The organism is Pseudarthrobacter sp. HLT1-7 (assembly GCF_059383435.1).
Window position 1 is genome coordinate 31196 of the sequence record NZ_JBWZCH010000011.1, and the last position, 12807, is coordinate 44002.

14 protein-coding genes are annotated in these 12807 nt (G+C 66.6%); 4 read left to right on the forward strand and 10 right to left on the reverse strand.

Annotation, left to right across the window (positions count from 1 at the left end):
* Positions 1-55 precede the first annotated feature (55 nt).
* Positions 56-934: a matrixin family metalloprotease gene (locus AC50X6_RS11810; RefSeq protein WP_494966481.1), complete on the forward strand. Its 879-nt coding sequence runs from the start codon at positions 56-58 to the stop codon at positions 932-934.
* Here the strand turns inward: AC50X6_RS11810 and AC50X6_RS11815 are convergent.
* The 8 genes from AC50X6_RS11815 to AC50X6_RS11850 all read right to left on the reverse strand — a co-directional run bounded on the left by AC50X6_RS11815 (position 931) and on the right by AC50X6_RS11850 (position 7710).
* Positions 931-2070, reverse strand: a complete 1140-nt coding sequence (locus tag AC50X6_RS11815; RefSeq protein WP_494966396.1) for an LOG family protein — start codon at positions 2068-2070, stop codon at positions 931-933. The two genes, AC50X6_RS11810 and AC50X6_RS11815, sit on opposite strands and share 4 nt — an antisense overlap.
* Positions 2071-2215: 145 nt before the next feature.
* Positions 2216-2989, reverse strand: coding sequence for an SDR family NAD(P)-dependent oxidoreductase (locus tag AC50X6_RS11820; protein WP_494966397.1), 774 nt, complete (start codon positions 2987-2989; stop codon positions 2216-2218).
* 29 nt (positions 2990-3018) lie between these two features.
* Positions 3019-4407, reverse strand: a complete 1389-nt coding sequence (locus AC50X6_RS11825) for an MFS transporter (protein ID WP_494966398.1) — start codon at positions 4405-4407, stop codon at positions 3019-3021.
* 213 nt (positions 4408-4620) lie between these two features.
* The gene (locus tag AC50X6_RS11830; protein WP_494966399.1) at positions 4621-5328 is read right to left on the reverse strand and encodes a FadR/GntR family transcriptional regulator; all 708 of its coding nucleotides are present in this window, start codon (positions 5326-5328) and stop codon (positions 4621-4623) included.
* A gap of 118 nt (positions 5329-5446) precedes the next feature.
* Positions 5447-5935, reverse strand: coding sequence for an SRPBCC family protein (locus AC50X6_RS11835; RefSeq protein WP_494966400.1), 489 nt, complete (start codon positions 5933-5935; stop codon positions 5447-5449).
* 504 nt (positions 5936-6439) lie between these two features.
* On the reverse strand, positions 6440-6883 hold the full coding sequence (locus AC50X6_RS11840) for an SRPBCC family protein (RefSeq protein WP_494966401.1): 444 nt from the start codon (positions 6881-6883) through the stop codon (positions 6440-6442).
* A gap of 3 nt (positions 6884-6886) precedes the next feature.
* Positions 6887-7249 (reverse strand): ArsR/SmtB family transcription factor, encoded by a 363-nt coding sequence (locus AC50X6_RS11845; protein ID WP_494966402.1) that lies wholly within the window; start codon positions 7247-7249, stop codon positions 6887-6889.
* Positions 7246-7710 (reverse strand): SRPBCC domain-containing protein, encoded by a 465-nt coding sequence (locus AC50X6_RS11850; protein WP_494966403.1) that lies wholly within the window; start codon positions 7708-7710, stop codon positions 7246-7248. Before AC50X6_RS11850 ends, AC50X6_RS11845 begins: the two co-directional genes overlap by 4 nt.
* Before the next feature lie 341 nt (positions 7711-8051).
* Here AC50X6_RS11850 and AC50X6_RS11855 point away from each other — a divergent pair, with 341 nt between their 5' ends.
* Complete coding sequence (locus tag AC50X6_RS11855) at positions 8052-8501, forward strand: MarR family winged helix-turn-helix transcriptional regulator (protein ID WP_494966404.1); 450 nt, start codon at positions 8052-8054, stop codon at positions 8499-8501.
* 163 nt (positions 8502-8664) lie between these two features.
* Here the strand turns inward: AC50X6_RS11855 and AC50X6_RS11860 are convergent, their stop codons facing one another.
* A complete protein-coding gene (locus AC50X6_RS11860; RefSeq protein WP_494966405.1) occupies positions 8665-9966 on the reverse strand; it encodes an alkaline phosphatase family protein in 1302 nt (433 codons plus the stop codon).
* Positions 9963-11606: an alkaline phosphatase D family protein gene (locus AC50X6_RS11865; protein ID WP_494966406.1), complete on the reverse strand. Its 1644-nt coding sequence runs from the start codon at positions 11604-11606 to the stop codon at positions 9963-9965. The genes AC50X6_RS11860 and AC50X6_RS11865 overlap by 4 nt, the downstream gene beginning before the upstream one ends.
* 200 nt (positions 11607-11806) lie before the next feature.
* Between AC50X6_RS11865 and AC50X6_RS11870 the strand changes: the two genes are divergently transcribed.
* A complete protein-coding gene (locus AC50X6_RS11870; RefSeq protein ID WP_494966407.1) occupies positions 11807-12175 on the forward strand; it encodes an ArsR/SmtB family transcription factor in 369 nt (122 codons plus the stop codon).
* A complete protein-coding gene (locus AC50X6_RS11875; protein WP_494966408.1) occupies positions 12172-12654 on the forward strand; it encodes an SRPBCC family protein in 483 nt (160 codons plus the stop codon). Before AC50X6_RS11870 ends, AC50X6_RS11875 begins: the two co-directional genes overlap by 4 nt.
* Positions 12655-12807: the final 153 nt, after the last annotated feature.

The following is a 12807-nucleotide window of genomic DNA, read 5'->3' on the forward strand; positions in this document are numbered from 1 at the left end:
GGAGAGTCCTGGGTTCCGGGACCGGACAGCGCGGCGCAGCCGCCCACACGCCGTGCTGCGGATTGTCCGCGGCCTGAGCGCTGCGGCCCTGATTGCCGGCACCGCCTTCCTGGCCGCCGGATTCGTCGCCGGCGACCCGGTACTCACCGGACTCTTCGAGGTCAGCCGCGGATCGGGATCGAATGCACGTCCCGGCGCAGCCCCCGGCCCGCCGGTGGCAGGACAGACCGGTCAGCAGTCCGGCGCCGCGCGGAATTCCCGGACGGACACTCCCACGCCGGGATTCGAAGAGCAGGACGAACCGCTGGCCCGGCCCCAGGCGCCGGCCGTTGCCAGCACATCGTTCAAGTTCCTGGCCACGAACGACGACGGCACCCCGGTGGGCTATTCGCCGTGCCGGCCGCTGCACTATGTGGTCAACGCCGGACTCGCGCCGGCGGGCACCGAACGCCTCGTCGACGACGCTATCCGGACCGTCTCGCGCGCCACCGGCATCACGTTCATCAATGACGGCGCCACTACCGAGGCGCCGTCGCAGGAACGTATGCCCTACCAGCAGGCTGCCTATGGGGACCGTTGGGCGCCGCTGCTGATTGCGTGGACCACCCCGGAACAGGCTCCGCAGCTCAAGGGCCCCGTCATCGGCACCGGCGGCAGCACGCATTTCAGCTTCGGCGACGGGCCCAAGAGCTTCGTCACCGGCAGCCTCGAACTCGATGCCCCGCAGATCGCCGAGGACCTCGGCCGGCCTGACGGCGCCGACTATGCCACCGCCGTGATCCTGCACGAACTGGGCCACGTCATGGGCCTGGAACACGTGGACGACCCGGTGCAGCTCATGTATCCGGAGATCGGTGCCCCGGACGGCCTGGCCGCCGGGGACCTGTTCGGCCTGCGCGAGCTGGGCCGCGCCCAGTGCCGCAAGGACCTTTAACCGCAGCGGCCCAGGACGGCGAGCGCTTCCTCCACGGTGTCCACGAGGAAGATCCTGTTCTCCATCGGCCGGCCGGCGGCGAGGCTCTGCAGCAAAGGCCACGCCGGGAAGCGGCGCAGCCAGTGCTCCTCCCCCACCAGCACCATCGGCACGATGGTTTCCGGGGTGCCGTAGTAGTTCTCGCAGGCGTCCTGGAAGATCTCCTGCACCGTGCCGCCCGAGCCCGGCAGAAACACAATTCCGCCGTTGCACAGTTCCAGCAGAACGGCCTCGCGGACGGCGTTGGCGAAGTATTTGGCAATGTGGGTGGCGAAGAAGTTGGGCGGCTCATGGCCGTAAAACCAGGTGGGGACGCCGAGCGACGGCGTTCCGCCCGGATGGCGTTCGACGACGGCGGCCGCCGCCCGCGCCCACGCCGACACCGACGGCAGGAAGGCGGGCACCGCGGCAAGGCCGTCCAGGGCCCGCCGGAATTCCGGCTCTGACGCCTCGCTCAAGTAGGCGCCGAGGTTCGCGGCTTCCATAGTTCCCGGCCCGCCGCCGGTGGCGACGACCTTGCCATCCCTCGCCAGCAGCCGGCCGAGCCGCGCGGCTTCCTCGAAGACCGCCGTCCCGCGGCGGGCGTCGTGGCCGCCCATAACGCCCACCATGGTCCGGCCCACGCACAGTTCCGAGCGGGTCAGCTCGTCGAGGGCATCGCCGATCGAATGGTCGTGCAGGGCGGCGGCCAGGGTGGCGTCGAGACGGTGGCGCTGGCCCGGCCGGATACTCCACTGGTACACCATGGCATCCGGGGTGTCCTCGCAGCGTGAGTCGGCAATGCCTTCATAGAGCTCGTGCGGGGTGTAGAGCTGCCCGCGGTAGGGGTTGAACGGCACGGTTTCGAGTCGGGGGAAAATCAGGGCGCCGCGGCTGCGCAGCGTATCCTCCACGCCGTCGTCGAAAGTGCAGCCGAGGAAGATCGCGCCCTGGGCCCGCATGGCCTCGAGCTGTGGCGTCCGTCCGCGCAGGTCCAGCGATTGCGCATGCCAGCCGTGCATGGTTCTGGCACCGGCCGCAACCAGCCGGTCAAAGCTGTCGAGGCTCTCGACCTCCAGGGTGCGCGGGCTGGGGTGCAGGCTGCGGGCGGCGGTCATAGGGCCAGCCTAGACTTCAGCTCCGCCCGGCATGCGCAGACGACCGGTCTGCATAGCCACCCATCGGTCAGCGGGGCTGGACTCAACCCGAAGCTGCCCCCGCCGGAAACCGGCGGAGGCAACCGGGCCGGGGCCCGGCTCCGGGTCAGGAAACCTGAAGGCCGCCGTTGATGTCATAGGTGGCGGCGGTGATGTAGCCGGAGTCCTGACCCAGCAGGAAGGCAATCAGGGCCGCCACTTCCTCGCGGGTGCCGACCCGGCCCATCATGATGCCCTCGGAGAGCTGGGCCTTGCGCTCATCGGTGAGGGTGCCACCCATGATGTCGGTGTCGATCGGGCCGGGGGCAATCGCATTGACCGTGATCCCGAACTCACCGACCTCGCGGGCTAAGGCGCGGGTGAACCCGAGGATTCCGGCCTTGGTGGCGCTGTAGGCAACTTTCGAGAACGTCCCGCCGCCCCGCTGGGCGGAGATGGAGGAGATACTGACGATCCGCCCGAGCTTCCGCTCGATCATGCCCTTGAGGACCCGCTGCGAAACGATGAAGGTTCCCCGCATATTGATCGCAAAGACCTTGTCCCACTCCTCGACGGTAGTTTCCATAAACGTCGTCGGAGAGCTGATGCCCGCCAGGTTGGCCAGGGCGACAATCGGCGGAAGCGAGTCTTCGACCTCGGTGATGGCCCGGTCAACGGAGGCCGCATCAGACACGTCCGCCCCAACGCCGACGGCCTTGACCGCTCGGTTGGAACCGATCTCCGCGGCGGCTGCCATGGCGTCCTCCGCGTTGATGTCAAGGATGGCGATGGACCACCTCTCGCTGGCCATCCGGTCAGCGGCGGCGCGGCCTATGCCGCGAGCCGACGCGGCGCCGGTCAGGACAACGGTGCGTTCGGTGGGGAAAGTGGTTGTAGTCATTGTGTGTGGTTCCTTTGGAGATCTTGGTATTAGGAGGACTTGGCGGTGGCCGTGGAGTCAGCGTCCATCCCGGCGTCCGCGGCAACTGCAGAGTCCAGGGCGGCATCGCCTTCGGGGCGTTTGCGGGCGTAGAGGTAGGTCGCCACCGCCGTGATGCACAGGCAGAAGGACAGGAACAGCAGGCCGCTCTGATTGTTCCCCGTGGCGTCGTTCAGGAGCCCGACGGCGTATGGGGCAACGAACCCGCCCAGATTGCCCAGCGAGTTGATCAGGGCCAACCCGGCGGCCGCGGCCGCTCCCGTCAGTGCAGCAGAGGGCATGGAAAGGAACGGTGCGATCGCGCCGTAGATGCCCATGGCCGAGGCCGTCAATCCGATCATGGCCAGAATTGGGTTGACGGGCAGCAGGTATCCTGCGGCCAGCAAGCCCATCCCGGCCAGCACCATGCTGACGGCGGTGTGCCAGGCACGCTTGCCGGTCCGGTCGGCGCGCTTGCTCCAGAAGTACACAAACACGGCGGCCACGGTGTAAGGGATCAACACGATAAAGCCGACCTGGGCCGTGGAGAACTTACCCAGCGCGGAGACTATGGTGGGCATCCACAGTCCCAGTCCGTAGATCCCGCAGACCAGCCCGAAGTAGAGGGCAGAGTAGGTCAGGGTGCGCTTGTCCTTGAGGCCGGCCAGGAAGTTGTGGTTGCCGGAGCCGGACTTGACGGCCAGTTCTTTGTCCATGGTGGTAGCAAGCCATTCGCGCTCATCGTTGCTGAGCCACGTGGCATCCCGCGGACGGTCGGTCATGAGGATGGGAGTGAGCAGGCCCAGGAGGATGGCGGGGATGCCTTCGATGATGTACAGCCATTGCCAGCCCTGAAGGCCCATGAGTCCGTCCATCTGCAGGAGCAACCCGGAGACCGGGGCGCCCAGGGCGTTGGACACTGGCTGGGCCAGAATGAAGATGCCAAGCACCGTCACACGCTGTGCGGCGGGGAACCAGAGCGTCAGGTAGAAAAGGATGGCCGGGAAGAACCCGGCTTCCGCCGCCCCCAACAGGAACCGGATGACGTAGTAGGTGGTTTCGCCGTTCACCAGGCACATGGCCGTGGCGAAGATGCCCCAGGTAATAAGGATGCGGGCCAGCCATTTGCGGGCACCGAACCGGTACATTCCGGCGTTGCTCGGGACCTCAAGGAGCGCGTAGCCAAGGAAGAAGATTCCGGCGCCCAGCCCGTACGCGGCGGCGTTCAGGCCGATGTCCTCGCTCATGGTGAGTTTGGCGAAGCCCACGTTGTTGCGGTCAAGGTAAGCAACGAAGTAGAGCAGGACAATCAGCGGCATAACGCGGCGGCGGACCTTGCGGAGCGTACGCTCGCCGAGTTCGCCGAGTCCTGTGGACTTTAGGGGGTGTGAAGTCATCATCGACCTTCTGTCTAACGGAGGCCTGCACCTTTCGACGGTGACGGGAATCCGTGGGGATGTTTGGGAGGCTCAGTCCAGCTCGACCCGGGGGTCCGATTCGGCTTAAGTCAGATGTCAGACATCTGTCTGAACGACATGAGAAAAAGCATAGGAGAGTGATGTGGATTACGTCAAGCCCCTGCTAGCGCGCGGTACGACGTCAGGACTGATATGTCACGGCGTTGCGGTGTGTACGTAGCGTTCGTAGTCCCGGTAGGTCTGCTCCATGTGTTCGTCCATGGCGCGGCGGGCCAGCTCGACGTCGCCGCTGAGGATGCTGTCCATGACCTTTTGGTGGTACTCGATTGCGTGTAGCTGGATCTCCGCGACGGCGGACGTCTCACGCCGCGTCACGTAAAGGAGCTGTCCCAGCTGCGCGAACAGCGCCCGGACAAAAAGGTTGCCCGAAGCCTTTAGCACGACGTCATGGAAGCCGATGTCCGCCGCCACGAAGGCATCCAGGTCGCGGGAATCATAAAAGCGTTTCATGTCCGCGATGCACGAGCGCATCTGGTGGGCATGCTCGGGAGTATGGTGTTTGGCCGCCAGCGCGGCCGCCCCGGTTTCCACCATGCGGCGCATCTCAATGAGCCCCACGGCCACCTGCTCCGCCCCGCTGCCATGCGAGGCGGCCTTGAAGATCGCGTCCAGCCCGGTCCAGTTGTCAGTGGGATTGACGAAGGTTCCGCGGCCGGCTTTCACGTAAAGGATGTTCTGCGCCCGCAGAACCTTCAGCGCTTCACGCACCGTGAGACGGCTGACGTCGTAGGCTTTGGCGATGTCCGCTTCTGGCGGAATGGCCTCGTGGGGCTGCAGTTTGCCGTCGAGGATGTCGGCGAGGATGCCGTCAACGAGATCGTCCACGAGTGTCCTGCGGCCCATCACGGTTCCCACCTTCAGTCTTGCTCGTTGCTCCCGGTGCCATCCACACTACATAAACCGCCGGACGGACCGTGCACCGCCGCCGGCTGCACGGCCCCTATCAGCGCCGCGTTTGGCGTCAGGAAACCACCGCGTCGTCCGAATCGCGCCCCGCGGCGTTGGCCAGGTAGGCGTCAAGCTTGGCGAGGGTCTGTTCGATGTTGGCCGGGTGGCGGCGGACGAAGCCGGCCAGGCGCAGGAGAATCCTGGCGCGCACTTCCCTTGCATCCCATTGTTCGGTGACCAGGGTGCCGGGATTGCCAGCGTCGTCGGCGTCGGGCTCCAGCACGTAGCGCCAGATGTGGCCGCCGAAGTGCCGCCAGGCGATCCGGCGGCCTTCCTCGAATTCACAGACGGTGTTGAGGATCTTGTAGTCCAGCCTCATGTTCATGTCCATGCCGAACTTCGCGCCGAGGGCCAGCCGCTCCGGGCCGCGCGGCTGGGCACCTTTAACGGTGTCGGAGCCGTCGATCACGCTGTGCAGTGCTGGGGTGGCGAGCACCTCAAAGATGGCTTCCGGGGCGGCGGCGATGAAGCGGCTGCGGGACACAAGATATCTGTTTGTCATTCGGCAATCCTAGCCCGGGGCGACGTGTTGCAGACCAATCCAGGCAGCCTCCGCCCCTCTCCCGCAGCAGCCAGACCCGCATCAGCGTCCCTGTCCGCCTCGGCAGTTCCGCGGACCCGGAAACGCGCGTGGTGGAAGCCAGCCACCTCTTCGGCTGCATCGTGGAACTGGTGCACGACGGCGGCGGCGAACCGGCGCTGCTCACCGCGGCGCCGGCCCCCGGGCAACTGGCAGACCGGCGCGGCAGGCGATCGACGGCGTCGCTCTCCCGGGCGGGGGGTGATCTGCCGGTCGCCGGGCTGGACGGAAACGACCGTAGCGGCACGGACATCTACGAGGCAGGTGACGGGAACTCAGGAACTCAACGGCCGACCACGCAAAACGCTTGGTTGGGATTCCCCGGCCGAGCGCCTGCGTGTTCTACTCACCGGCTGGACATCGGATCGGTGCTGCGGCGATCCCTGAATCCGCCATGTCCCTGCAGTGGCCCCTGTGGCAGCGAGGTCAGTGCCAGTTGCTGATCTTGACGTCGCGCGGCTCCGGGTTGCCGGTGCCGGACTCGAGAAGCGACTTCAGGCTCATCAGAAAGACGGCCCACTTGGTGCTGCAGTGGTACATGAACTCGACCGGCTCCTTCCAGCCAACGTGGCTCAACAGGACGATGGAGTACTCACCTTCCTGCTTGATCTCCCAGTTCACAGTGGTGCCGATCCACTCGGCCGGGCCGTTGACGACCTGCCAGAGGACGCGCTCTGCCGGTTTGAGCTCGGCGACCTGCATGTCGAAGCCACCGGGCTCGAAGCGGAACTCGATCACTCCGCCGACCTCGACGGATCCCTTCGTGTCGCTGGCCCACCAGCCGGACAGGCCGTCGAGCGTGGTCAACGCGTTGTAGACCTTGTCCGGGGACGAGTCCTTGACGCCGATCCTGTGGAGGATGTCCACCATGTCCTACTCCTTCGTCTGGTCTTGGTTGGTCTGGTCTTGAGTGCGCTGGATCGCCTCGGCGATCCGCTTGATGCGCCGCAGCCGTGCGTCCCAGGCCGTCCCGACCGCGGCCAACTGGGCCACAGCGCGGGCGAACTGCACGCCGTCGACGCGATAGCGCATCTCGCGACCGGCGGGTGCGGCCTGGACCAGGCCGGCGCGGTCCAGCACGCCGAGATGCTTCGCGACCGCTTGACGGGTCACCGGCAGGTGCTCGCTGAGGCTTGTGGCTGTTCCATCGCCATCAGCCAGGAGCAGGTCGAGCATCCGACGACGCGTGGGGTCCCCGATCGCCGACCAGAGGTCGTCGTCCACCGCGACCGTCATGACGACGACACCAGCCGTGCGACGTACTCACCGAGACGGGGGACGAAGTAGTCCCAACCCTGGCCGTGCTCCTGGTAGGCCTGCTCCAGAGCGGCCGCTTCCCAGCCCCGCTCGCGGAAGCCGGTCTCGGTCATCCTCACGCGGGTCCCCTTCCCCGACGGCTCGAGGTCGAAGGTCACCAGCAGCGAATTGCTCGGCCCTGGCAACGCTCCCGCCTCGTAGACCCAGCGGAATGAAAAGCGGCGCGGCGGCTGGGCGTCGACGACCATGATCGGAACGACCAGCGCCTCTTCGGGTGCCTCGCGATGGAAAACGATCCGGCCCGTAGCGCCGGCCTTCGGCTCGATCTCCACCTCGTCCGGCCACCATTCCTTGAGGTGCTCGGGACTGCTGACGACCTCGAAGACTACCTCAGGGGAGGCGTCCACGTGGATCTCGCGCTCGATGCTTCCGTACTCCATGGTCATCCTTCTTTCTGCAACGTTTGGTTGCACATCACGGTAGTTCGTGGAAACCAGATGCGCAACCCTTGGTTGCATCTGCATCTTTCAGTCGCTGACAGTCCCGTCTTCGGTCGCTATGACCGCGGCCGCAGTGGGTGCGTCCGCGCCCCGCCGTCCAGCCACCACATGAGCTGGACTGGCTATGGACCGGAAAGAAAAAGCGAAGCGTAAGCTAGTAGTTGCAGACGCGCTATTTGTTGTTGCACCAACAAATATGCCGCGCCAGCAACTAAACTGACGGGCTGCGTGCGTTCTCGGCTGTTCGGGACGGGGCAGACCGGTCTGAAGGGAATAAACTAATGGGCATCAAGGACCGCGCTGTTGAGGTCCGGGCACACGGCTGGCGGACACTGGCGGCCTTGCACGGATTGATTGAGACGGAGCTGGAACGCGCCCTGCAGGCTGTGGCGCAACTATCCGTCGTGGAGTACACAGTGCTGCACGCGCTGAGCCGGCAGGATGGCTGGCACATGAGGATGCAGCAGTTGGCGCGCGCCACCGCGTTGAGCGCCAGCGCTACCACACGCTTGGTCAACCGGCTCGAGGACCGGGGCCTGCTGACCCGGATCCTGTGCGTGGACGACCGCCGCGGCATCTACACCGAACTCACCCCGAACGGGATCGCGCTCCTGGAGCAGAGCCGGCCAGTCCACGACGCCACGCTGGAGCGGGCCCTCGCAGAGGCGCATGAGGTACCGGAACTGGCGCCGCTGGTGGATGCCCTCCCCCGGCTGCACGCCCACGTGTAGCTCCAACTCCCTCGAAGGCGCCTCAAATTCCCCGCCTGAGCGCAAGGGGCTACTCCGGGGTTGGGCCAAAAGAACAACGCGGGGTCACTTCGCGCCCGTCCCGGGGTACAGGATGGGCGCGAAGTGACCCCGCGTTGCTTTTTGGGAAGCCCGGCGGAACGGGCTACCGGGTGAAGGCGGAACTACGGGCCGTGCCGTCGTAGCCGCCGGCAGGGGGCTTGAGCCCGTAAATCCCGCCGACGGTCGGCGCGACGTCGGCGGTCCGGGCAGCCTCGGAAGACACCGACCCCCGCACCACCAGCGGGCTGCCGCCGGCTACGAAGAACGGAATGGGCTCCGTGGCCGGGTGCCCGTGGTTGCCCGGGATCGGGTTGGACGCGACGTACGGGTCGGCGAAGCGCCAGCCCGCGCGACAATATGCCACCAGGTCACCGGCCTCGGCCCCCAGCCGGAGGTCCGCCGGCCTGTTGACCGACAGCACGCCTTCATGCGCGCTGACCAGTTGTTCGACGGCGGCCAGGCCGGCCGTGCGGTCCGCGTCGGGGCCCGTCCAGTAGAGCAGGTCGGCGCCGCCGTTCTGGGCAATCCTGACGTTGGACTGCAGCTCCGGGCGGGACTGGAGGATCAGGTTGATCGAGATGACGTTGCTGGGGACGGACCAGTCCATGGAGTGGTCTGCCAGGACCATGATCACGCTGGAATCCCAGGTACCTGCGCCCTTGAGATGGTCGATGAAACGGCCCACCTGTATGTCTGTGGCCGCCAGTGCCGCCTCACGTGCCGCCCGCAGCGTGGTGCCGGACAGGTCGGAGTGGCCCACACGGTCGATGTCGCCCAGGTTGGTGAATACGAAGTCCGGGTCCGGACCGCTCACCATCGCCAGAAGTGCGTCCATGGTGGCAGCGTCGGGTGCGTGGCCGGTCACCGGAAGCACCGGCCGGGGTTCCCACCGGTAGCTGGCCCGGGCACCGAAGATGCCGTAAAGGTACTCCTTGCTGAGCACCGATCCGGTCGTGAGCCCGCGGTTCTGCAGCCGCTCCAAAAGGGTCGGAAAGTGCAGGTCCGTGGACCGGTCCAGGTCGCGGACCATGCCTTCGGCCCGGTCGAAGATGGCGTTGGCCGGCACGCCCGAACGGTCCGGGCGCACCCCCGTCATCATCATGACGTGGTTGGGAATGGTCTCCATCAACGGCAGCGAGCGGGCGGCGGGGAAATTGGTGCCGGCGTCGCGCAGGGCAGCCAGCCTCGGCGTCTGGGCGGGCGTGATCTCATCCGGCCGGCAGCCGTCCACCACCAGCACATAGCAACGGGTCCGTCCCGCGGCGGGGGCGGCCCAGGCCGTGCCCTGCGCCGCGGAAAGGACGACGGCGGCACCGCCGGCAGCGGCGAGTTGCAGGAACTGCCGGCGTCCCGGCGTCGTAAGTTCGCTGCCGGCGGGTGTGCCCTGCTGCGGTGAACGGCTCACTGGAGTCCTCCTTGGGCCGGCGTGACCTTGCCGGTATTGGCTTGCACCTTGAACGATGTGGACAGCGTTGATCCGGAACTGGCGGAGGTCCGTTCGGCCAGGACGTACCAGTCCATCCGGACTCCGGCGGCCGTCACGTCCAGAACGGAGTAGCCGTGCGAGTCGAAGTCCAGGTATTTCACGTGCGGATTGGCCGCCTTGAAGGCGTTCTCGACGGCGACGGATGCGGTCCGTGGCGGAACGTTGAGGATGTCGTCGAGGTTGTCGCTCGTCACGGAGGTGCAGACCAGCTCCGCGGCCACGGAGTCGCCGGTGGCCGGGTAGGTAGCCGGGTCCGCTGGGATGTCGCAGGCCCAGCCGGAGTGGATATCGCCGGTGAGGAAGACCGTGTCCTTGACGGCGTTGTCGCGCAGGTGGCGGACCACACGGTTGCGGTCCGCCTCGTAGCCGTCCCACTGGTCCACGTTGTACGGCACGCCGCCGATGCTGGTACCGCCCACCAGCTTTTGCACCCCCGCCAGTTCGGCGGTGTTCAGGGTCGAGGGGAAGCGGACGGGTGCGATCATGACCGGGTTGCCCACCAGCTTCCATTGCGGGCCGGAGGATTTCAGGTTGCCCAGCAGCCAGTCCATCTGGGCGGCGCCCGTGATGGTGCGGGCGGGACTGCTGATCGCGGAATCCGCGCCGTTGGCGGCCTGCTGATCCCGGTAGGAGCGCAGGTCCAGCATGGACAGGCTGGCCAGGGAGCCGAAGTCCAGCCGCCGGTAGAGCTGGCCGCCCGGCTCGTAGCGGACGGGCATCCACTCGGCATAAGCCCGGTGTGCGGCGGCGACGCGCTCGCGCCAGGCGCCTTCGGCACCCTCGGTATGGTTTTCGGCGCCGCCCTTCCAGGCGTCATTGGCCGATTCGTGGTCGTCCCAGGTCACGATGAACGGGGCCGCGGCGTGCAGCGCCTGGAGGTCGGCATCCGTCTTGTACTGGGCATGACGACGGCGGTAGTGCGCCAACTGGGTCATCTCGAGGGCGGGATCGTGCGGGCGGACCACGACGTCGCGGGCCTGGTAGTCGCCGGGTGCATATTCGTAGAGGTAGTCGCCCAGGTGAAGGACGGCGTCGAGATCGCCACGTGCGGCCAGGTGGCGGTACGAGGAGAAGTATCCCGCCTGCCAGTTGGCGCAGGACACCACACCGAACTGCAGCCGCGCCACCGCGGCGCCGGCGGCCGGTGTGGTCCGGGTCCGGCCCACGGGGGAGCTCTCCTGCCCGAGAGTGAACCGGTACCAGTAGCTCGTGGCGGGAGCCAACCCGGCGGCCACCACCTTCACGGTGTGGTCCCGGGCCGGGCCGGTGGCCGCAGTACCGCGGGCCACCACTTTCTTAAAGGCTGCATCTGCGGAAATTTCCCATCCGACCAAGACGTCGGGGCCGGCACCGCTGCCGGGTAGCGATTCCGGGGTGGGCGTGACGCGGGTCCACAGCAGCACACTCCCCGGCATGGGATCTCCTGAGGCGATCCCGTGGCCAAAGAGGCCGGTTTCAGAGGCGGAAAACGCGCCCGCGGGGGTGCCGGTGGCCATGGTTCCGGCCACGGCGGCGACCCCTGCTGTACGCAGTACTTGACGACGAGTAAAGGTAGTCATGCTTTCCAGTATCCGGATGATTCCGCCACTGACCGGCGGTTTTTCGCGCAGTTAACCGGATATTCGCTAAGTGTTTTCCGTGACGCAGTGCCGTCAGCGCGGCAAACCCCTTGTCATACTGTGGGCCCCGTCCTACTCTTAAACAACCAAAGGGTTGATCAAAGAATACATTGATCACAAGAGGCTGACGGGGAGGTGGGATGCCGTTGGACATATGCGACGACGAGCTGCTCGACTCGGCGTTCCTCGCCCTCGCCGACCCCGTCCGTCGCCGCATGATAGCCCGGCTCAGCAGGGGCCCGGCCACCGTTAATGAACTGGCGGAACCTTTCGCGATCACCAAGCAGGCGATCTCGAAACACATCCAGGTCCTCGAGCAGGCACAGCTGGTCACGCGCACCCGTGACGCCCAGCGCCGGCCCGTCCACCTGAACCCCGCACGGCTGGAGGCGCTCACCGCATGGATCGACCAGTACCGGCTGGTCCGCGAGGGGCAGTTCCGCAGCCTTGACGCCGTACTCCAATCCAACGCCGCGGCACGCGGCACCCAGGCTAAGGACTTGTCATGACCAACGCCCTGAAAGTCACTGTCCCGGAGGGTCTGCCCTTCATCGATATTGAGCGGGAGTTCGACTTCCCCGTCGCCGATGTCTTCCGGGCCCACAAGGAACCCGAACTCGTTGCCCAGTGGCTTGGCCCGCGCGGTCTCACCATCGACGTCCACCACTACGATTTCCGCACCGGCGGCAGCTACAGCTATACCCACACGGGGCCGGACGGCGTGCCCTACAAGTTCAGCGGCGTGTTCCACACGGTCCGCGAGAACGAGTTCGCCATTCAGACCTTCGAGTTCGGCGGTTACCCGGACGTCGTCAGCATCGAGTTCCTCACCCTGGCGGACCTCGGCGGCGGACGCACCCGGCTGACCGCCCACGCGGTCTACCCCAGCATGGAGGCCCGCGACGGCATGGCACAGTCCGGCATGGAAGGCGGCCTGTCCGAGGCCTACGAGCGGCTCGACGAACTCCTCGCCGGCGCCAAAGTCTGAGGGCGCAGCGCCACTTCACGGCAGCGAACAGATCGGCAGCGTTCAGATCGACAGAGTACGACGTCGGCAGGCGACCTCCCAGGGACGGTGACCTGCCGCCGTCGTACTTCCCTTAAAAGGCAACGCGGGGTCACTTACGGCCCATCCCACCGG

Coding starts and splice junctions, on each gene's coding strand:
- AC50X6_RS11845 (WP_494966402.1), bottom strand. CDS start 7,249: ATGACGGTCGCGGTGGACGACGACCTCTGGTCGGCGATCGGGGACCCC.
- AC50X6_RS11850 (WP_494966403.1), bottom strand. CDS start 7,710: ATGGAGTACGGAAGCATCGAGCGCGAGATCCACGTGGACGCCTCCCCT.
- AC50X6_RS11835 (WP_494966400.1), bottom strand. CDS start 5,935: ATGACAAACAGATATCTTGTGTCCCGCAGCCGCTTCATCGCCGCCGCC.
- AC50X6_RS11825 (WP_494966398.1), bottom strand. CDS start 4,407: ATGATGACTTCACACCCCCTAAAGTCCACAGGACTCGGCGAACTCGGC.
- AC50X6_RS11855 (WP_494966404.1), top strand. CDS start 8,052: ATGGGCATCAAGGACCGCGCTGTTGAGGTCCGGGCACACGGCTGGCGG.
- AC50X6_RS11820 (WP_494966397.1), bottom strand. CDS start 2,989: ATGACTACAACCACTTTCCCCACCGAACGCACCGTTGTCCTGACCGGC.
- AC50X6_RS11840 (WP_494966401.1), bottom strand. CDS start 6,883: ATGGTGGACATCCTCCACAGGATCGGCGTCAAGGACTCGTCCCCGGAC.
- AC50X6_RS11830 (WP_494966399.1), bottom strand. CDS start 5,328: ATGGGCCGCAGGACACTCGTGGACGATCTCGTTGACGGCATCCTCGCC.
- AC50X6_RS11865 (WP_494966406.1), bottom strand. CDS start 11,606: ATGACTACCTTTACTCGTCGTCAAGTACTGCGTACAGCAGGGGTCGCC.
- AC50X6_RS11870 (WP_494966407.1), top strand. CDS start 11,807: ATGCCGTTGGACATATGCGACGACGAGCTGCTCGACTCGGCGTTCCTC.
- AC50X6_RS11875 (WP_494966408.1), top strand. CDS start 12,172: ATGACCAACGCCCTGAAAGTCACTGTCCCGGAGGGTCTGCCCTTCATC.
- AC50X6_RS11815 (WP_494966396.1), bottom strand. CDS start 2,070: ATGACCGCCGCCCGCAGCCTGCACCCCAGCCCGCGCACCCTGGAGGTC.